The organism is Pseudomonas sp. GL_093 (assembly GCF_057837605.1).
The window spans coordinates 5,236,985-5,256,914 of sequence record NZ_CM174448.1 but is presented as its reverse complement, the minus strand read 5'-3'; the positions used below and the strand labels follow the sequence as shown (position 1 = coordinate 5,256,914).

Below are 19,930 nucleotides of genomic sequence, written 5' to 3'. Positions count from 1 at the left end.
CGCACCCTAGTCTAGCTGTAGCGATCACGTCGGGATGCTGATCTGGCAGTGCTAAAACAAGGGACTTCATGAATCAAGCGCGGACTCTCGGAACGCCACGGTTGTTGGGCATTGTCTGGCCATTTATTGCCGTCGTGTTATTTCAAGCCTTGCTGGGCGGTGTCAGCCTATATGTTCTGTCGGCGGTTCGCGGCTACGTTGCCGGTGAAAGCCTGTGGTCCAAAGGCCAAAAAGACGCCATCTATTACCTCAATCTCTACGCCGACAGTCACGACGAGACGATATTCAACAAATACCAGAACGCGATTGCCGTGCCTCAGGGTGGCCACGAATTGCGTGTGGCGCTGGATCATCAGCCGCCGAATATCGACGCGGCACGGGTGGCGATCCTCAAGGGAGGTAACCACCCGGATGACGTCTCCAGTGTGATCTGGCTGTACCTCAATTTTCGGCACTTCACTTACCACAAGAAAGCCATCGACCTCTGGATGGTGGGCGATGCGTATATGGTGCAACTCGATGCCATTGCGCGGGAGATGCATCAGCGCATCACCACCCGTCAGGCCACCGATGCCGATATCAAGCGCTGGAAGGATCAGATATTCGTCATCAACGAAAGTGTGACACCGGCAGCGAAGGCCTTCAGCGATGCCTTGGGCGAAGGCTCGCGGATGATCCTGCGGGTGTTGCTGGTGACCAACCTCGCCACCGCCCTGGGCTTGATTGCATTAGCGCTGATGCGAACTCACAAACTGCTCAAACACCGCAATGCGTTCGCCGAGGCCCTGCAGTTGGAGAAGGATCGGGCGCAGATCACCCTGCAATCGATTGGCGATGGCGTGATCACCACGAATGTCGACGGTGCAATCGCCTACATGAACCCGGCCGCCGAGGCGTTGACTCACTGGAAGGCCGAGCAGGCGACGGGTTTGCCGCTGGCGGCGCTGTTCAATCTGCTGGACGAGAACGCTCAGGCCGATGGCTTCACGTTGATCGAGCACATTTTGAGCGGACAACTGAGCGGTGGCAGCGAACACTCCAAACTGATCCAGCGCCTGGATGGCAGCACGGTTTCGGTCACCCTGGTCGGTGCGCCGATCCGCAACGCCGGCAAGGTCAGCGGTACCGTGCTGGTATTGCACGACATGACCCAGGAGCGGCAATACATTGCCAATCTGTCCTGGCAGGCGACCCATGACGCCTTGACCGGGCTCGCCAACCGCCGCGAGTTCGAATATCGCCTGGAGCAGGCGCTGCACATCCTGGCGCGGCAGTCGGGGCGCCATGCCCTGATGTTCCTCGATCTGGATCAATTCAAACTGGTCAACGATACCTGCGGCCACGCGGCGGGTGACGAGTTGCTGCGGCATATCTGCGCGCTGTTGCAATCCGGTTTGCGCGAAGGCGATACCCTGGCCCGCCTGGGTGGCGACGAGTTTGGCATCCTGCTGGAGAACTGCGCCCCGGAAGCCGCAGAAAAAATCGCCGAGGGCCTGCGTCAGACCGTGCAGAACCTGCACTTCGTCTGGAAAGGCCGACCGTTCGTGACCACTGTGAGTATCGGGCTGGTTCACATCGCTCAGAATCCGACCACCCTCGAAGCTTCGCTGCGCGCTGCCGACATGGCCTGCTACATGGCCAAGGAAAAGGGCCGCAATCGGGTTCAGGTCTATCACGCCGACGATTCGGAACTGTCCCTGCGCTTCGGCGAGATGGCTTGGGTGCAACGCTTGCACATGGCGCTGGAAGAAGACCGCTTCTGTCTGTACGCACAGGAAATCGCGCCCCTTGGTCATATCGAGAAGGGCGGTGGACATATCGAAATTCTGTTGCGCCTGCATGACGAAGCCGGACGCATGATTTTGCCCGACAGTTTTATTCCGGCTGCTGAGCGTTATGGTCTGATGACGTCCCTTGACCGCTGGGTTGTACAGAACGTTTTCAAAATTATTGCCCAATGCATAGCCGAACAGCACAAAGGACCATTGGCCATGTGTGCGATTAATCTGTCAGGCACAACTATCGGAGATGAGGCGTTTCTGCACTTCCTGCGTGAACAGTTTGTTACTTACTCCATACCGCCTGAAATGATTTGTTTTGAAATCACTGAAACCAGTGCTATTTCCAATCTCGGAAGTGCAATCAGATTTATTAATGAACTCAAAGGTTTAGGTTGCCACTTTTCACTGGATGACTTTTGCGCCGGAATGTCCTCATTCGCCTACTTGAAACATTTACCTGTAGACTTCTTGAAGATCGACGGGAGTTTCGTAAAGGATATGCTGGACGACCCGATTAACCGCGCGATGGTCGAAGTGATCAATCACATCGGTCATGTTATGGGTAAGCGTACGATTGCCGAGTTTGTTGAAACACCCCAGATCGAGCAGGCATTGCTGGAGATCGGGGTGGATTACGCTCAAGGGTATGTTATTGAACGCCCGCATTTGTTTACCTGCGACAGTTTACAAAGTCGTCCAGCCAGGCCACAGCCTTTGTTATTCAAGGCGCCTGGCACGTTCCGTTGAAATCTCTTGCTGATCCTTATAATCACAATCAAAAGGAGCTCGACAGTGATCGACACATTCAACCGAACCGGACCACTCATGGAAGCTGCAAGTTATCCCGCCTGGGCTCAACGCCTGATCCAGGATTGCAGCGAGAGCAAACGCCGGGTTGTCGAACACGAACTGTATAAGCGTCTGCGTGATAACAAACTCAGTGCAAAGACCATGCGTCAGTACCTGATTGGTGGCTGGCCGGTAGTCGAACAGTTCGCGTTATATATGGCACAGAACCTGGCCAAGACTCGCTTTGCCCGCCATCCAGGTGAAGACATGGCACGTCGCTGGCTGATGCGTAACATACGCGTCGAATTGAACCATGCCGATTACTGGGTGCACTGGAGCCGTGCTCACGGTATCAGCTTGGAAGATCTGCAAGCGCAACAAGTTGCTCCGGAACTTCACGCCTTGAGCCACTGGTGCTGGCACACCAGTTCGTCGGATTCGCTGATCGTTGCCATTGCCGCCACCAACTACGCCATTGAAGGTGCGACCGGGGAGTGGTCGGCGCTGGTCTGCTCCAGTGGCGTCTACGCGGCATCATTCCCCGAGGAAGATCGCAAGCGGGCCATGAAGTGGCTGAAGATGCATGCCCAGTACGATGATGCCCACCCGTGGGAAGCCCTGGAAATCATCTGCACGCTGGCGGGCATGAACCCAAGCAAGTTCCTGCAAGCGGAATTGCGTCAGGCGGTCTGCAAAAGCTACGACTACATGTTCCTGTTCCTGGAACGCTGCATGCAGCTTGAGCATGCGGGAAAGGCTCCTGTCGCGCGCGAACGCATGGAGCTGGCCGAGAGCTGATCGGTTAATACACGCCATTGAAAAAGCCCGCTCCCCCTGTCTGTATCGAAAGGGGGGCGGGCTTTTTCGTAATGGCAGCAATCAGTCAGGCGCTGATCTTCAGCCCGACCAGTCCGGAAATGATCAACGCCACACTGGCGAGCCTGAACAGTGCCATGGATTCACCGAACAGAATGATCCCGGCGATCACCGTCCCGACTGCACCGACGCCCGTCCAGATCGCGTAGGCCGTGCCCAGCGGCAATTCCTTCATGGCAAGGCCCAGCAAGCCAAGGCTGATGGCCATGGCTGCAACGGTCAATGCGGTGGGGAGAGGGCGGCTGAAGCCATCGGTGTATTTCAGGCCGACGGCCCAGCCAACTTCGAACAGGCCGGCGAAAAACAGAATGATCCAGGACATGAGAGACCTCCATCGATTGACGGGGTCGTCCCCAGATTAATGACTCGATCGAGCCGCGAGGTCGTCCTCGCGTTTTGCAATAGAGTGCCCATCATTAACCTGGGGATCAAGTTTTCGGATCAGTCGATAGCCTGCTGCGCCGCAGTTTCCCGATCTTCTTTCTCGCTCATCCGGCGGAAATAGGTCGAGAGCAGCGCCCCGGAGATGTTGTGCCAGACGCTGAACAACGCACTCGGCACCGCCGCCAGCGGCGAGAAGTGCGCACTGGCCAGCGCTGCACCCAGCCCGGAGTTCTGCATGCCGACTTCCAGCGCCAGGGATTTACGCTGGGCCAGTGGCAACTTGAACAGTCTCCCGGTGAAGTAACCCAGCAGATAGCCGAAGCTGTTGTGCAGCATCACTACGGCCATGATCAGCAGGCCGGATTCGGCAATCTTCGCCTGACTGGCGGCCACTACGGCTGTGACAATAATGACGATGCTGACCACCGAGATCAGCGGTAGAACCTCCACCGCGTGGCGAACCCGATCACCCAGCAGACGCTGGGCAACCACGCCAAGCACGATCGGCAACAGCACCACTTGCAGGATCGACCAGAACAGCTCCATGAACGACACCGGCAACCAGGCTGAGGCCAGCAGCCAGATCAGCGCAGGGGTCAGCAGCGGGGCGAGGAGGGTGGTGACAGCGGCGATGGCCACCGACAGCGCCAGATCGCCGCGGGCCAGCCAGGTCATCACGTTCGACGAGGTGCCGCTTGGGCAGCAGCCGACCAGGATGACGCCGACAGCGATCTCCGGCGGCAAGTGGAAAGCCTGGCAAAGCAACCACGCCACACCGGGCATGATCACGAAATGCGCAACCACGCCCAAGGCCACGCGCCATGGATGGCGAGCGACTTCGGCGAAGTCTTCAAGTTTGAGGGTCAGGCCCATGCCGAACATCACCAGCCCCAGCAGCGGCACGATCGCGCCTTTCAGACCGATGAACCAGGTCGGTTGCAGGAACGCCACGACGGCGAAAATCAGTACCCAGTAAGCGAAGGTGTTGCCGACAAAACGACTCAATGCAGCCAGTGCACGCATGGCCTGATCCTTATTCTTGAGTAACACCATAAAACCAATGTGGGAGCGAGCCTGCTCGCGAAAGCGGTCTGTCATTCAACAATGATGCTGACTGACATGACGCCTTCGCGAGCAGGCTCGCTCCCACAGTTTGAGATCACAAACTTTTAGATCCCCTGCGGAGTCTCTTCGCCGCCCAACGCTTCAACCAGTGCCGGCAGGAAGTCGCCGAAGGTCAGCATCATCAGGGTGAAGCTGGCGTCCAGTTGGCCGAGGGCTTCTTCGCCACCGTCCTGTTCCGCCTGGTCTTGCAGCAGGTCTTCGAACTTCAGGCGCTTGACCACCATCTTGTCGTCAAGAACGAAAGACAGCTTGTCTTGCCAGGCCAGCGATAGCTGAGTGACCACTTTGCCGGTGCTCAGGTGCAGCTGGATTTCTTCGCTGGTCAGGTCCTGGCGCTTGCAACGCACGATACCGCCGTCTTCGTGGGTATCACGCAGCTCGCACTCGTCCAGCACGAAGAAATCGTCCGCGGCTTTCTGGGTGGTGACCCATTCAGTCATGGTCGCGGTAGGGGACATCTTCACGGTCAGCGGACGTACCGGCAGCGTGCCGATGACTTCACGCAGGGTGGACAACAGGTCTTCGGCACGTTTCGGGCTGGCCGAGTTGACCAGGATCAGGCCCTGTTTCGGCGCGATGGCAGCGAAAGTCGACGAGCGACGAATAAAGGCGCGTGGCAGGAAGGCCTGGATGATTTCATCCTTGATCTGGTCGCGTTCCTTTTTGTAGACCTTGCGCATTTGCTCCGCTTCGATCTCTTCGACCTTTTCCTTCACCGCGTCACGCACGACGCTGCCCGGCAGAATGCGTTCTTCTTTACGGGCGGCGATCAGCAGGAAGTCGCCACTGATGTGCGCCAGCGGAGCATCTTCGCCCTTGCCGAATGGCGCGACGAAACCGTAGGTGGTCAACTCCTGGCTTGCACATGGACGCGCCAGTTTGGTGGCCAGTGCAGTTTCCAACGCCTCGGCATCAAAAGGCAGATCTTGGGTCAGGCGATAGATAAGCAGGTTTTTGAACCACATGGGGCGAGTCTCTCCTTTATACAAAGGGGGGCATTATTCTCTTCGCAGCGCCATAGGCCAACCCTTCTCTAAGCCTTTGGAAGGCCTGAAAAAATTAATTTAAAAAGTGCTTGCCAGAGATGTGGTCGCTCCGTAGAATGCGCGCCACACCGAAAGTGAAGGGTGATTAGCTCAGCTGGGAGAGCGTCTGCCTTACAAGCAGAATGTCGGCGGTTCGATCCCGTCATCACCCACCATTCGCTTCCAGTGTTACGCGCAGCGGTAGTTCAGTCGGTTAGAATACCGGCCTGTCACGCCGGGGGTCGCGGGTTCGAGTCCCGTCCGCTGCGCCATATTCGGTTATCTGGAACGCTGAACGCCAGGTCACCACGGAAAAGCCCGCTTAACGCGGGTTTTTTTCTGTCCAAAGTTTGTACGTTGTTCCTGCAGGTCGCGTCGTTTTATGGGTTTTCAGATTTTTTTGAAAAATTACTCAATTAAATCAACACTTTATGAAAATCTGTGGCACAATGCGCCCCGCAACGAAGGTAAAGGGTGATTAGCTCAGCTGGGAGAGCGTCTGCCTTACAAGCAGAATGTCGGCGGTTCGATCCCGTCATCACCCACCACTTACTTTCAACGCTACGCGCAGCGGTAGTTCAGTCGGTTAGAATACCGGCCTGTCACGCCGGGGGTCGCGGGTTCGAGTCCCGTCCGCTGCGCCATATTCGGTCACCTGGAACGCTGAACGCCAGGTCACCACAGAAAGCCCGCTTAATGCGGGCTTTTTGCTGTCTGGGGTTTGGCTTCTGCCGAGGCTCCACCGAGAAAGCGACCTTCGGGTCGCTTTTTTTCGTTCTGCCTTCTTATTGTTCGGCGTTGCGGCTGTGCCGGTAATCGCTCACCGCTTCATACACGGCTTTGCGCAACCGATTGATGCCGCCAATGGGGCGATGAGCCTCAAGGCCAAACCACGGGTTGAACGACTGGTTATCGCATTGCACGTTCAGCGCAGGCGTATCGAAGTCCTGGGCGGGTACGTTGATCCGCGCCACGGTCTCGAACAGAGCATCGCTTTCTTGCCACTCAATACTCGTGTCTTCGATCGGCATGTACTTGGCCGGGTCCTGGCGTTGTATCTGCAGGACGAAACAGGCAGGCATCCGGTCGGTCGACAGTTGCTGGTTCAGTGCATTGCGCAGGAAGTTCGGCAACTTCTGGTTTTGCGCAGGCAGGGTGTAAGTCGGGCAGCTTGCCGGATCGGGCATGACACGGAACTTGGCATTGGCTTCGCCGAATTTGTAGGGCGAAACCGAGAAGTAAGTCGTCTGGGTCGGGCTTTGCGGGGCGGGTGACAGTGTCGCCAGCGCGATAAACAGATGGCGAACCTGCCAGGTCCGCGGGTCCCAACCCGGAAAGAACGCCATCAGCTTCTTGCCGTCAGCCTGTGCGGCCACATTCTGACGATACTCGGCGACATTGCTGACAAAGAAATTCGGATGGCTGAACATCACGAAGTCCTGTTCACCACGACTCTGTTGGTCATGCAGCAGTTGTTTACCGGGCACATCGAGCAACTTGATGGCCATGCCCCGTGCATCGCGGATGCTGTCGAACTGCGGGTAGGCATTGCCGTTGGACAGCCGCATCGTCGCTTGCCAGGTTTTGCCGGGTTCGCTGAACACACCCTGACGCAGTTCGCCCGCCAGGTCCGGCAGCACCTGAACCTCGGCCTTCACGCAGCCATGGGCCTTGGCATGGGCGTCGCGCAGGTAGCGGGTGCTTTCACGGTGCTGATCGACGATGCGCACGGCCGTCTGGATGATGTCTTGGGTCATCGCTGATTCGCCATCCGGAATCAGTTCTTCAGCCGAAACCGGGCCGCTGTGGTGCCAGGCGAACCACGCCGTGGCTAGCGCCCAGCCGAGCAATCCAAGACCCAGCGACCACAACAGGGTTTTGCCGAGAAAGGCGCCAAAACGCATCCAGAGTCTGCTCATGGCAATTGTGCCTCTAACGGACCGCCCAACACTTTCAGATACTCCAGCAGCGCCCAGCGCTCTTCTGGTTGCAGCAGGCGACCGATGACGCCGTTGCCACGCTTGCCTGCCCGAAATTCGTGACCGCTGTTGTGATTGCCGGTGATGCGTGTGTCGAACATGAAGCCATTGGTGAAGGCCTCGGTGCGATAACCCAGGTGCCTGGGGTCGTACTCGAAAGTGCCCTTGTAGAAGGTGGTTGCGCGTTCATCCTGGGGCGAGAGCAACTGATAAATGCTCGGCACCGAACCGTTGTGCAGAAACGGTGCGGTGGCCCAGACTCCCGCCAATGGTCGCGCCTTGTAGGCGCGCAATTCGCGCACGCCAATCGGCAGGCCGAAGCCATCCATGTCCGGTCGTTCGGCCGCAGGAATGTTTGCTTCACGGAAGGCCCGGTTTCCGACGAAAGCGGTGACGTAGGCCAACCCTTTAGCCGATGAGAGCTTGCTCAAATCCAGCGGTTCGGTGGGCGTCGGCTGCAATTGCACATCCAGTTGCGCCAGCTCTGCCGGATCCCATTGCAAGGCTGTGAGGTCGAAGCGATGGTCGGCAATGTTATTGGCCGCGCCGGGGTCTGTGCCGATGAACTCCACGGGCAGCATTTTCAAATGTTGCGTCCAGCGCTCGTCGCTCTGGACCGATCGAGGTACATGGCAGCCGGCGCAGTTCTCAGTGAATAATTCGCGACCTTTTGCAGCCTGGGTTTTGTCGATGGCCCCCAGCAATTCTTCTGGCCAGGCCGGTGGTTTGAGCCGTTGCAGGGTTTGTTCGATCAGGTGCAGATCGCGCAAGCGGACACTGGACGGATAACGGGCGTCGCCTTTAAGCGGTTGGCCGTTAGCGTCGAAGAAATTCAGCGTGGCACCCACGCCCAAGGCCTCACCGATGTTGCGGGCCATCGGTTGCTGCGCCGAACCGTTCCACTGCACCCAGTCGAAGGTCCACATGTCCCACAGTTGCGGATAGTCGACCGGAGCGTTGGCTACACGGTAGTTGGCGGGGGAAATCGCATCGCCGAAACTGGCGTTGGCAATGCGCCCGAAAGCGTCGGTGCGGCCGGGGCCTTCTTCGGTGGGATAGAGCCCGCGATGGGTGTCGTTCCAGGCCACCTTCAAGAAGGTGTCGAGAGAGACTTTGAAATCTTTGCGCAGTTGTTGATGCCGGGCATCGTAGTCCTGGCCCAATACGTTGCGTGCGAAACGTTCGAATTTCCACGGGTTGTAGTAAGTCGACGTCAGACTCGCTACCAGCGCTTGTCCGAAACTGCCGCCGCGCAACGTAGGAACGCTGGATGGCAGAACGTGCTGAGCCGAACCGCCATCGATGCGCACGGCCTGGCCGTTAAAGCGCAGTTCGCCGGTGTGGCAGGCGGCGCAAGTAATGTCCAGAAACTCGTCCTGGCTTCCAGGGTTCTGATGAAGGGCAAAGCCCACTGGCAGATTGCCGGGGTTGTTCGGCGTGGGTCTCTGGCTGGGGTCGATCAGAAAACCGAAGCGGGCGAGGTATTCGGGGGCGGCGAATCGCTGTTGCGAGAACGGTAATTCGAGGGCCTTGAACCAGTCATAGCGCAAGCCTTTGACCTGAGTGCCCTGGGGCGTGAAGTAGTAAGTCTCGCGGTCACTGGCGCTCCATTGCTCCAGGTAATGCACCTGCTGCACGGGTGACCAGGCCGGCAGTTTAGGGTTGGCAGCGTAATACAGCACCACGGCGAGGCCCAGCCCCAGCAGGACTGCGAACAGAACCAGCAAGCGAAAGAAGAGGCGCAAGATAAACGTCCTTGTCGATTTGTAGCTCCCTTATGCCTCAGCAATCGGAGGTGCGGCAAGTGGCCATTACGCCAGATGCTGGGGGTTCTGCCATCGGTCTCTGTGAGCGCAAGATGACAGAAGCTTCATCAGCCCATTCCCGAAATGCGTTAAAACACCTGAACTTATCAGATGTTTCCTGCTCTCATGCCGGTAGCCATTGGTCGTGGCCGCCTGATAAGCTCGCGGCTTTATTCGATTGCCCTTTAGGCGCATGAACAAGGAAATAGCATGAAACAGCATCGGTTGGCGGCGGCGGTGGCCCTGGTTAGCCTGGTACTTGCGGGTTGTGATTCGCAGACCAGCGTAGAGCTGAAAACCCCGGCGCAAAAAGCTTCCTACGGGATTGGCCTGAACATGGGCAAGAGCCTGGCTCAGGAAGGCATGGATGATCTGGACTCCAAAGCCGTAGCCCAAGGCATCGAAGATGCCGTCGGCAAGAAAGAACAGAAGCTGAAGGATGACGAACTGGTCGAAGCCTTCGCAGCACTGCAAAAGCGTGCTGAAGAGCGTATGGCCAAAATGAGCGAAGAGTCGGCAGCGGCCGGCAAGAAATTCCTCGAAGACAACGCCAAGAAAGCCGGTGTAACCACTACCGCTTCGGGCCTGCAGTATGAAGTGGTCAAGAAAGCCGATGGCGCACAGCCTAAGCCGACCGACGTAGTGACCGTTCACTACACCGGCACCCTGACCAACGGCACTGTTTTCGACAGTTCCGTCGAGCGTGGCAGCCCGATCGATCTGCCGGTCAGCGGTGTGATTCCGGGTTGGGTCGAAGGCCTGCAACTGATGCACGTTGGCGAAAAGTACAAACTGTACATCCCTAGCGAACTGGCTTATGGCGCCCAAAGCCCAAGCCCGGCGATTCCAGCCAACTCGGTGCTGGTATTCGATCTGGAACTGCTGGCGATCAAGGATCCAGCAAAACAAGACGCTCCTGCCAAGTAATCAGCGTCTGCTCTAAAAACAACGCCTCGCTTATGCGGGGCGTTGTTGCATCTGGCGTTCAGCAAAGGTAAACAAAGCGAACGGATGCTGTAGGCTGGAGTCATAGCCATTGAGGACGCCCGTGCTAGCCGCGCCAGAGCGCCAAGTCAATGAAATCTTGGGCTTTTTTATGTGAGTAAAAAACGCCCGATCTGAGTTGGGCCCTTATGAAACGGGGCTTTCAGCCGTGAAAAGCAGCTCTGTTCACAAGGTTATCCACAATTTGTGTGGATAACATTTCAGCGGGAGGAATAATGAAAACACCCTGGAATTTCGCTCGTTTCCTGCCTCTGGCCGGACGCCTGCTCGCGCGTGGACGTTTGCCGACCTTGCTCTTCGCGGTAGCCAGCAAAGGTGCCAGCCAGGGTAACCGGCTGGGCAAGCTCAAGGATGATCTACGCCTGTTGCAGGCACTCTGCCTGGCTTACTGGCGCGGTGAGTATCGGGCTATCAGCCCCAAAGCCCTGATATCGGTCGTGGCAGGCCTGATGTACTTCCTCAGTCCGGTGGATGCCATTCCGGACTTCATTCCAGTGTTCGGCATGCTCGATGACATCGCGGTGCTGGCCTGGCTGATGAAGGTTCTCGACGATGAGCTCAACGCCTTCCGCGCCTGGCGCAAGCGTCAGTTGCCGGAAAAGCTTGCAGTGGTTGAACGCCTGCCCGATACCCCGGAACAACTTCAACTTCAGGGGCCGAAAAAAAACTGAACTGATTCAGTCTCATCCATAGATTGATACCCCCGCGACCTTGGCCGCTGTTAGGATTACACTTCTAGGGAAAAGTGCCGACTCGCTAAGTGTTGTTGTCCTACGGGGTAGTCATGGATATTCAGATAATTACACGCGAAGGAGAGCCCGAGTATGCGGTTCTGCCATGGGCTCAATATCAGGCTCTACTAAAAGCAGCAGGCATCAATGAACAACCGCCGCAGGTCGCCCCAGAGCGTCACGCGGCAACACCAGACCAGATTCTTCCGGGTCTGGATCAACTACGCAGTTTGCGCGAAGGGAAGGGCATCGCCATCGAGGCGTTAGCCCGCACGGTAGGCATCAGCCCGTCTTATCTGGCCTTGATCGAAAGTGGCGAGCGTCTACCCGACGCTGCGATTCGCCGCAGCCTGGCCTGGGAATTGACGGTGCCAGGGTGGAGGGATGAATCGTGAGCGTACGCATCAGTCGTCAACATTGGGACGGGTTGCTGGGCGAACTGGATCAGGCACGCCGCCAGCGACATCTTTTGACCTATCGGGCGCTGCTGGAGCGTTTGCAATTGCCGACGCCGGCCATGCTGACCCTCACGGCGGCCCTGGAGCATCTGGCCGCGCTGGACGCCAAGGCCGAGCAGCCACTGCGCAGTTCGCTGGTGATCAGTCAGGGGGCCAGTCGCCTGCCGCGTACCGGGTTCTTTGAGTGTGTCGAGCGTCTGGGGCGTTTCTCCGGGCCGTCCGATGGGGTGGCTGCAGCGTCCTGGCATGCCTCGGAAGTGGTGCGGGTGTTCGAATACGAATACCCCGAATCGGCAGAGGCCTGAGTGTTTCTGCGACTCAAGGCGAAGGCCAGTTACTGGCTGGCGCGTAGGCTGTTTCACTGGTCGTGGTTTGTGCGTCAGCCCCGTGGCTGGAGCTGGCTCGAAGGCCAGTTCGCACGCATGGCGAACCTGGGAGATGTCGGCGCGCAGAGCTTCTATGGCCACATCCTGACCTTTCGCGGCGTCGGCCTTGGGGCTCGTGAGGAAGGTGTGCGATTGCTGCGCCTGGCGGCGTTGGCGGGGGATGGCAAGGCGGCGTATCAAGTTGGCGTGATCAGTCTCGCTGGAACGCCGAGCAAAGCGCCGGATGCGGTTGAAGCTGCGCGGTTTTGGGAGATTGCTGCGAAGGCTGGGCATCCGCTGGCCGAGCTTAAACTGAAAGAGTTGGCGTCTCGCGGTTCCAAGGCACCGCCCTCAATCTGAGTTGAATGATCGTTCCCGCGCAGAGCGTGGGAACGATCAGGATCAGCAATCACCGCTGCCCGACGAGCAATTCTTCTTCGGCTTCAGGCACCGCCAGACTATCAATCACATGCACGCTATACCCCGGCACATTCTTCGCGTGATGCTTGGCCTGCGATGCCATCTCCGCCAACTGGCTTGCATTGAGTTGTCCACAGGCCTGTGGATGTAAATGCACCACGCCGATCGACAGTGACAACAATGCAAACTCCTGCCGCACGCCCTGACGGTTTGGAGCAATGAAGCAGCCAGCTTCCAGATGCTCGCTGCGATAAAAGCGGCGGCATTGGCTCTGGAAGTCGTCCAGCAGCTGGTTCAAGCGTTTGCGCCAGTCTTCCGGGCCGAGTACCAGCAGGAAGTCATCGCCGCCGATATGGCCGACAAAGTCGCGGGAAGGGTCGACGCGATCATTCAGGCATTGCGCCAGGCACAGCAGGACTTCGTCCCCACGGCCGTAGCCGTAGATGTCGTTGAAGGGTTTGAAACTGTCGATGTCCACGTAGCAGATCACCGATTCCCGTTGCTGTTGCAGCAGTCGCGTCAGGCATTGCTGGATCGGCACGTTGCCCGGCAGCAGGGTCAGGGGGTTGGCGTAACGGGCTTGCTGGATCTTCAGTTCAGTAATCAGTTTGAGTACGTCGATCACTCGGCCCAATCCCAGGTAACCGCCGTTGAGAGTGATGATGAAGTCTTCTTCGATGCGCTGCCGCGCGCGGCTGGTAATCAGGCGACTCACTTGTTGCAATGACTGGCTCATCTCAACGGCGAGGAAGTCATCACTCATTAAACGGCTGATCGGCTTGCGGGCGAACAGGTCGGTGGCAAAAGGCTTGAGCAGTGCATCGGAGAGCGAATGCCGGTGGACGATGCCGCAGGGCTGGCCTTGCTCGTCGAGTACCGCCAGGGAGTTCAGGTTGGCCTGGCAGCGAAAGGCTTCCAGGACGGTGGCGGTCGGGGTATCGCGACCCACTGCCGGTTGGTCGTTGAGCAACGCGCTAAGGTCGCTGACTTCATCATTTAACGCCACCGCTGTGCTTTCCCGTTTGGGCATCAGGGCTCGGGCATCACGAGGTGGATGTTCCTGGGGGCGGCAGAGCAGATAACCCTGAACCAGATCGACGCCCATCTCGGTCAACACCGCGAGTTCTTCCGGCAGCTCAATACCTTCCGCGATCACTTGTGCCCGTGAGGCCTTGGCGATTTGCAGGATCGAGCCGACGAATTCGCGCTTGAGGGCGTCCTGGTGAATGCCGTCGATGAAGTGTCGATCAATCTTCACGTAGTCCGGACGCAATTCAGACCACAGCCGCAAACTCGAATAGCCTGCGCCCAGATCATCCAGAGCAATGGAAAACCCCATCGCTCGATAGTGATGCAGCGCGGTTTGCAGCAGCTCGAAATCGTCGGTCGGGGTCTGTTCAGTCAGTTCGATCACCACCTGACTTGGCGGTATGCCGAAATCCTGCAGCAGTTGCAGGGTGCGACCGGGTTGGTGGGCGGCTTCGAGCAGGGATTCAGGGGAAACGTTGAGGAACAGTTTGCCGGGCAGTTGCTGATCATTGAAGCGTCGGCAGGCGCTTTGACGGCAAGCGATTTCCAGCTCGCTCAGGCGTCCGGCCTGACGGGCCACGGCAAACAGTGCGAGGGGGGAGTGCAGCGGACTGTTGGAGGGGCCGCGACTGAGGGCTTCGTAACCGACAATGCGTCGCTCAGAGAGGGAAATGATCGGCTGGAACAAGCTGTGCAAACCGCTTTGAGCCAGTATGGAACTCAAGGCACTCAGCTGTTCTGTGGTGGTCATGGCTTTCTCTGGCGATAAAAAAAGGACTGGGAGCACTCTCTTGGATAAAGAGGGGCTCCCAGTCCTTTATTTCACGACAGAATGATGACTGTATGATGACGCTCCGGAGAGCGTCAGCATTAAATTGCCATCATCTTGCTTGTAACAACCTTGCTCGTAACAACCTAGTGCTTGGCTACCGTGGTGTTGAGTTTCAAGTAATCCAGCAGAATCCGCCCGGTCTCGCTCAGGTAGGCATCGTCTTCTGGTTTGGTCTTGTCTGGCTCGGCCGCGATCGCGTCTTCGTCTTCTTTCTTCAGCTCTTTGAGCGGCTCTTCACCCTTGGCCTTGCGACGGATGTTTTCCATGGTCAGTTGCTTGGCTTCGATATCGGCGTGTTGTGCACGACGATCGGCTTCATTGAGGCTGACGGTTTTTTCCGCCATCAGTTTCTGCGCCAGGGCCAGTTTGTCGCGGATGAACACGAACTCCGCGTCTTTGGCCGAACGTAGGTCATGCTCGGATTTGAGCTGCGAAATGTACGGTTTGAACGGATCGACCGCAGGCTTGATGGCCGCGCGGATGGTGTCCCACGGCATGGCCTCAGGCAGTGCGCTTTCGCCGATTTCCTTGGTGTCGATGATCGACGGGTAATCGATGTCCGGCAGTACGCCCTGATGCTGGGTGCTCTGGCCGGAAACCCGGTAGAACTTGGCCAGGGTCAGTTTCAGCTCGCCATGGTTCAGCGGCTGAATGGTCTGCACGGTGCCTTTACCGAAGGTCTGGCCACCAATGATCAACGCGCGGTGATAGTCCTGCATGGCGCCGGCGAAAATCTCCGAAGCCGAGGCAGACAAGCGGTTGACCAACAACGCCATCGGCCCTTTGTAGAAGGCGCCCGGGTTCTCATCTTCCAGCACATCGACCCGGCCATCGGCATTACGCACGAGAACGGTCGGACCTTTGTCGATGAACAGGCTGGTCAGCTCGGTGGCTTCCTGCAGGGAACCGCCGCCGTTGTTGCGCAGATCGATGACCACGCCGTCGACCTTGTCTTTCTGCAACTCGGTCAGCAGTTTCTTGACGTCGCGAGTGGTGCTCTTGTAGTCCGGATCGCCAGCACGGAAAGCCTTGAAGTCCAGGTAGAAGGCCGGGATCTCGATGACGCCGAGCTTGTAGTCCTTGCCGTCCTGTTTCAGGTTGAGGACCGACTTCTTCACCGCCTGGTCTTCAAGCTTCACCGCTTCGCGAGTGATCGGGACGATCTTGCTGGTCTGGTCGTTCGGCGCATTGCTGGCCGGGATCACTTCCAGGCGCACCACGGTGCCTTTCGGCCCACGGATCAGCTTGACCACTTCGTCCAGGCGCCAGCCGACCACGTCGACCATCTCTTTGTTGCCCTGGGCAACGCCGATGATCTTGTCGGCCGGTGCGACGAGTTTGGTCTTGTCGGCCGGGCCTGCAGGCACCAGACGCACGACTTTCACCTGGTCGTTGTCGCTCTGCAACACGGCGCCGATGCCCTCGAGGGACAGGCTCATGTTGATGTCGAAGTTCTCCGCGTTATCCGGCGACAGATAGTTGGTGTGCGGGTCGTAGGACATGGCGAAGGTATTGATGTACGCCTGGAAGATGTCTTCCGGACGGGTCTGGTCCAGGCGCGTCAATTGATTCTTGTAGCGCTTGGTCAGGGTTTCCTGAATCTGCTTGGGCTCTTTGCCGGCGATCTTCATCCGCAGCACTTCGTCCTTGACGCGTTTGCGCCACAGCTCGTCGAGTTCTGCGGTGGACTTGAGCCAAGGGGCGTCCTTGCGATCGATCAGCAAGGTTTCCTTGGTGGTGAAGTCGATCTTGTCGACGCCTTTGTTCAACTCGGCAAGGGCGAAGTCCAGACGCGCTTTGACGCGGTCCAGGTAGCGCTTGTAGATGGTGAACCCGGCATTCAGGTCGCCGCTTTTGAGGAAGTCGTCAAACTGGGTTTTCCACTTGTCGAATTCGGCAATGTCGCTGGCCATGAAGTAGCTGCGCGACGGGTCCAGCAGCTTGAGATAGCTGTCATAGATGATCACGGAGCGCGCGTCATCGAGCGGCGGCTTGCTGTAGTGATGGCGCTTGAGCAACTCGACGACGTTCAGGCTGGCGATCACTTCGTCACGATCAGGCTGAAGCTTGTCCCAGCTATTGGCTGCAAACGAATTGGTCGACATCGGCAACAGACCGATACCAATGAATAGGGCTAGGGCGGTGCTGGGGAAAAAATGCTTCATGCTGATTCGACGCGGGGACAATTGATCACGCATATTAGGCCGTCTTTGAAGTCGCCGGTACCACTAGGCTCTGTACGAAAACTGCCTGCTAGGTTTCGTATAGGCCCCAGGGCCGGTCGCATAATGCAAGAAAGCCCGGCGCTACAGCTACGGGCTCAGTCCAGACTCACTATGGAGGCACTGTGAAAGCATTGCAAGGCGTTGAAGGTCGAGTGGAGTGGCTTGAAGAGCCCAGTCCTACATGCGATGTAGGACAAGTTCGGATTCGAGTGGCGGCTGCGGGTCTCAATCGCGCCGATTTGTTACAGAAGGCGGGTCTTTATCCGCCACCGCCGGGAGCCAGCCAGGTACTGGGTCTTGAGTGTTCGGGGGTCATCAGCGAGGTGGGGCCGGGCTCGTCCTGGCACGTCGGGGATCGGGTTTGCGCCTTGCTGGCCGGGGGCGGGATGGCCGAGGAGGTAGTTGTCGACGGACGGCATGTGTTGCCGGTTCCCGAAGGTTTGTCCCTGGCTGAGGCGGCAGCGCTGCCGGAAGTGTATGCGACCGTTTGGCTGAATTTGTTTCAACTGGCTGCGCTCAAGCCGGGTGAGAAAGTTCTGCTGCACGCCGGAGCAAGTGGAATCGGTTCAGCTGCCATTCAGCTGTGCAAGGCGTTTGGTAACCCGTGCTGGGTCAGCGTCGGTTCCGCCGAGCGTTTGGCTTACTGCGAAGCGCTGGGAGCCCAAGGTGGGGTCGTGCGCAACGGGGATCTGGACAGCTTGAGCGACCTGGGGCCATTCGATGTGATTCTCGACCCGGTGGGCGGCAACTACGCCGCGCTGAATCTGAAACTGATGGCGCGCGATGGCCGTTGGGTGCTGATCGGCCTGATGGGCGGTCGTGAGGCGCAGCTGGATCTGGCGCAGGTACTGGCCAAGCGCGTGCAGCTGCTGGGTTCGACCTTGCGCAGTCGCGACGAGCAGTTCAAGGCGGATCTGTTCAGCGATCTCAGCCAACATGTCTGGCCGTTGTTTGCTGAAGGACGTTTGAGCCCGCAATTGGCCAAGACCTTCCCGATCAAGGACGCCGAAGCGGCGTTTGCGGAGTTGGCGACTAATAAAGTGTCGGGAAAGTTGGTGTTGGTGATCGACGAAAGCCTGGTTTGATCCCTGTCGATCGTTCCCACGCTCTGCGTCACTAGTGTCCGGTAAAAACCCAAGGGGGAGCTTGCTCCCCCTTGCCGTGCCTGCTTCGTAAGCAATAATCAGGTTTTCAGACTCGATTTTCGCCCATGTTCAGCAGCACTCGATTTGCGCAAATGCTCCAGGCCCTTCCTCATCAGCTCTTCAAAGCAGCCGTCAAACGCTGTGGCGCTGATCGTTACGCCAAACAATTCACGTCCTGGGATCTGCTCGTCACGTTGATTTTTGGCCAGCTGACACAAGCCAAAAGCTTGCGCACGTTGGCGACAGCTTCACAGTCGCTGCAACCCCATCGTCACCACCTCAACGCCAAAAACATGGTGCGTTCAACCCTTTGTGATGCGTTGAACAAGCGCAGCTCAGAGCCGTTTCGGCTGGCCTGCGAGCACCTGCTTCAGGGCATTGGCCGCAAGCAGCGCAAGTCGCTCGAAGCCATGATCACCCTGATCGATTCGACCTCGATCAGCCTGCGCGGACCCGGTTTTGACGAATGGACCACCGCGACGAAAACCCGCATAACCCAAGGCTTGAAGGTGCATGTGGCCATCGATCCACAGCAAACAGCCCCGACTTACGTAAACATCACCGCCGCCAACGTCAACGATCTGAGCGATGCCCTGACCATGCCGCTTGAAGCGGGTATGACGTACGTTTTCGACAAGGGTTACTGCGACTACAACTGGTGGCACCAGATTGATCAGATGGGTTCTTTCTTCGTCACACGACTGAAGAAAAACGCCAATCTAAAGCCGGTAGAAAACTTGAGGGAACAGGGTGCACCGGAATTCATTGAGGCGGATGAATCGGTCTTGTTCGGTAAGAAATACCTGAACGCTCGACGTCCGAATCACTACCAAAATCAGGCTGTGCGTCGGGTTCAGGTCCGCCGAGAGGACCACGAAACGCCATTGATTCTGGTCACCAACGACTTCTCTCGCTCAGCGGAGGAGATCGCCGATCTGTACAAGCAACGTTGGCAAATCGAGCTGTTTTTCAAGTGGATCAAGCAAAACCTCAAGCTCAAACGGTATTTCGGCTTCTCTGAAAATGCCGTTCGTTTGCAGATCTACAGCGCCTTGATTACCTATCTTTTGCTGCATCTTTATCAGCGCCGTTCAGGTTGCTCCGGGTCTATTTCAGACTTTGCCATTCGGCTAACCCACAGCTTGTTCGAACGCCCGTTAAGCATCGAACACCTGGAACACCGAAGGCAAAAGCGAACAAAGCTGAAGGCTGCCCAAGGCAGCCTTCAGCTTTGAAAAGGTTTTACCGGACACTAGTGACGCTCTGCGTGGGAACGATCAGTCGGGAGAGGTGAGGTTACTTCCAGATATGGATTGGCCAGCCGGCTTTTTCGGCGTGCTCAAGCAGCACCGGATCCGGGTTTACCACGTGTGGGAAATCCACCTTCAGCAGCAACGGCAAATCATTGCGTGAGTCAGAGTAGAAACTGGCGCCCTCGAGGTTTTCCTCTTCCGCATCCAGCCACTCCAGCAAACGCGTGATCTTGCCTTCGCGGTAGGTCAGCGTGCCAACGGTGTTGCCGCTATACACCCCGTGTGCAACTTCCAGCTCGATGCCGAGAATCTCGTCAATGCCCAAACGATCGGCAATCGGCCTGACCAGGTGCGTGCCCGACGCCGAAATCACCAAAATCCGGTCGCCAGCCTTGCGATGGGCCGCAATGGCTTTGGTGGCGTCACTGAAAATGATCGGCTCGATGAAGTCTTCCACCCAGGGCCCTACCAAATGGTCGACCTCTTCCGGCGTGCGCCCGATCATCGGCTCCAGACTGAAGGTCATGTACTCCTCCATCCGCAGTTTCCCGTGGCTGTAGGCGTCCATCAGTTCGTTGTTCTGACGCATGAACGACTCGGGATCGACCCAACCCAGGCGGCCCATTTGCTCGCTCCAAAGGGTGGCGCAGTCGCCGTGGATCAGGGTTTCATCCAGATCAAAAATTGCCAGGGCCATCAGTGC

The 19,930-nt window shown here is 57.7% G+C and carries 17 protein-coding genes and 4 tRNA genes; 13 read left to right on the top strand and 8 right to left on the bottom strand.

What is annotated here, in order from left to right; genetic code table 11:
• Positions 1-68 precede the first annotated feature (68 nt).
• On the top strand, positions 69-2,528 hold the full coding sequence (locus tag AC3IUE_RS24195; protein ID WP_489263994.1) for an EAL domain-containing protein: 2,460 nt from the start codon (positions 69-71) through the stop codon (positions 2,526-2,528).
• Between the two features lie 78 nt (positions 2,529-2,606).
• Positions 2,607-3,368, top strand: coding sequence for an iron-containing redox enzyme family protein (locus tag AC3IUE_RS24190; protein WP_489263993.1), 762 nt, complete (start codon positions 2,607-2,609; stop codon positions 3,366-3,368).
• Positions 3,369-3,453: 85 nt separating this feature from the next.
• Here the strand turns inward: AC3IUE_RS24190 and sugE are convergent, their stop codons facing one another.
• From sugE to rdgC, 3 genes are all read right to left on the bottom strand, one after another.
• Entirely contained in the window at positions 3,454-3,768 is a 315-nt protein-coding gene (gene sugE / locus AC3IUE_RS24185; RefSeq protein ID WP_008151200.1) for a quaternary ammonium compound efflux SMR transporter SugE, read from the bottom strand.
• Positions 3,769-3,887: 119 nt separating this feature from the next.
• Positions 3,888-4,853, bottom strand: coding sequence for a bile acid:sodium symporter family protein (locus tag AC3IUE_RS24180; RefSeq protein WP_056742477.1), 966 nt, complete (start codon positions 4,851-4,853; stop codon positions 3,888-3,890).
• 146 nt (positions 4,854-4,999) lie between these two features.
• Positions 5,000-5,920 (bottom strand): recombination-associated protein RdgC, encoded by a 921-nt coding sequence (gene rdgC, locus AC3IUE_RS24175; protein ID WP_046056543.1) that lies wholly within the window; start codon positions 5,918-5,920, stop codon positions 5,000-5,002.
• A gap of 160 nt (positions 5,921-6,080) precedes the next feature.
• Here rdgC and AC3IUE_RS24170 point away from each other — a divergent pair.
• From AC3IUE_RS24170 to AC3IUE_RS24155, 4 genes are all read left to right on the top strand, one after another.
• Positions 6,081-6,156 (top strand) — tRNA-Val (locus AC3IUE_RS24170).
• A gap of 19 nt (positions 6,157-6,175) precedes the next feature.
• Positions 6,176-6,252, top strand: a tRNA-Asp gene (locus tag AC3IUE_RS24165).
• Positions 6,253-6,452: 200 nt separating this feature from the next.
• A tRNA-Val gene (locus tag AC3IUE_RS24160) sits at positions 6,453-6,528 on the top strand.
• A 19-nt stretch (positions 6,529-6,547) separates the two neighbouring features.
• Positions 6,548-6,624 (top strand) — tRNA-Asp (locus AC3IUE_RS24155).
• Between the two features lie 141 nt (positions 6,625-6,765).
• On the opposite strand, the gene AC3IUE_RS24150 is transcribed toward AC3IUE_RS24155, so the two are convergent.
• Both AC3IUE_RS24150 and AC3IUE_RS24145 read right to left on the bottom strand, forming a co-directional pair.
• Entirely contained in the window at positions 6,766-7,899 is a 1,134-nt protein-coding gene (locus tag AC3IUE_RS24150; RefSeq protein WP_489263991.1) for a catalase family protein, read from the bottom strand.
• Positions 7,896-9,704 (bottom strand): di-heme-cytochrome C peroxidase, encoded by a 1,809-nt coding sequence (locus AC3IUE_RS24145; protein WP_489263990.1) that lies wholly within the window; start codon positions 9,702-9,704, stop codon positions 7,896-7,898. Before AC3IUE_RS24145 ends, AC3IUE_RS24150 begins: the two co-directional genes overlap by 4 nt.
• 270 nt (positions 9,705-9,974) lie before the next feature.
• Between AC3IUE_RS24145 and bamJ the strand changes: the two genes are divergently transcribed.
• The 5 genes from bamJ (at position 9,975) to AC3IUE_RS24120 (ending at position 12,683) form a co-directional block, all read left to right on the top strand.
• Positions 9,975-10,691, top strand: coding sequence for a BamJ family beta-barrel-assembly machinery protein (bamJ, locus tag AC3IUE_RS24140; RefSeq protein ID WP_046049137.1), 717 nt, complete (start codon positions 9,975-9,977; stop codon positions 10,689-10,691).
• 293 nt (positions 10,692-10,984) lie between these two features.
• Positions 10,985-11,440 carry a YkvA family protein gene (locus tag AC3IUE_RS24135; protein ID WP_056742472.1) on the top strand — a complete coding sequence of 152 codons (456 nt, stop codon included), beginning with the start codon at positions 10,985-10,987 and terminating at the stop codon, positions 11,438-11,440.
• A 113-nt stretch (positions 11,441-11,553) separates the two neighbouring features.
• A complete protein-coding gene (locus AC3IUE_RS24130) occupies positions 11,554-11,895 on the top strand; it encodes a helix-turn-helix domain-containing protein (RefSeq protein WP_033059241.1) in 342 nt (113 codons plus the stop codon).
• Complete coding sequence (locus tag AC3IUE_RS24125) at positions 11,892-12,263, top strand: hypothetical protein (protein WP_046049139.1); 372 nt, start codon at positions 11,892-11,894, stop codon at positions 12,261-12,263. The genes AC3IUE_RS24130 and AC3IUE_RS24125 overlap by 4 nt, the downstream gene beginning before the upstream one ends.
• Positions 12,264-12,683, top strand: a complete 420-nt coding sequence (locus tag AC3IUE_RS24120; protein WP_489263989.1) for an SEL1-like repeat protein — start codon at positions 12,264-12,266, stop codon at positions 12,681-12,683.
• A gap of 49 nt (positions 12,684-12,732) precedes the next feature.
• On the opposite strand, the gene AC3IUE_RS24115 is transcribed toward AC3IUE_RS24120, so the two are convergent.
• Together AC3IUE_RS24115 and AC3IUE_RS24110 are read right to left on the bottom strand one after the other, a co-directional pair.
• Positions 12,733-14,523, bottom strand: coding sequence for a bifunctional diguanylate cyclase/phosphodiesterase (locus AC3IUE_RS24115; protein WP_489263988.1), 1,791 nt, complete (start codon positions 14,521-14,523; stop codon positions 12,733-12,735).
• A 164-nt stretch (positions 14,524-14,687) separates the two neighbouring features.
• A complete protein-coding gene (locus AC3IUE_RS24110) occupies positions 14,688-16,769 on the bottom strand; it encodes a carboxy terminal-processing peptidase (protein WP_489263987.1) in 2,082 nt (693 codons plus the stop codon).
• A gap of 182 nt (positions 16,770-16,951) precedes the next feature.
• Between AC3IUE_RS24110 and AC3IUE_RS24105 the strand changes: the two genes are divergently transcribed.
• Both AC3IUE_RS24105 and AC3IUE_RS24100 read left to right on the top strand, forming a co-directional pair.
• Positions 16,952-17,914, top strand: a complete 963-nt coding sequence (locus AC3IUE_RS24105) for a zinc-binding dehydrogenase (RefSeq protein ID WP_056742465.1) — start codon at positions 16,952-16,954, stop codon at positions 17,912-17,914.
• A gap of 125 nt (positions 17,915-18,039) precedes the next feature.
• Positions 18,040-19,209 carry an IS4 family transposase gene (locus AC3IUE_RS24100; RefSeq protein ID WP_489263986.1) on the top strand — a complete coding sequence of 390 codons (1,170 nt, stop codon included), beginning with the start codon at positions 18,040-18,042 and terminating at the stop codon, positions 19,207-19,209.
• A 61-nt stretch (positions 19,210-19,270) separates the two neighbouring features.
• On the opposite strand, the gene AC3IUE_RS24095 is transcribed toward AC3IUE_RS24100, so the two are convergent.
• The gene (locus tag AC3IUE_RS24095; protein ID WP_134102893.1) at positions 19,271-19,924 is read right to left on the bottom strand and encodes an HAD family hydrolase; all 654 of its coding nucleotides are present in this window, start codon (positions 19,922-19,924) and stop codon (positions 19,271-19,273) included.
• Positions 19,925-19,930: the final 6 nt, after the last annotated feature.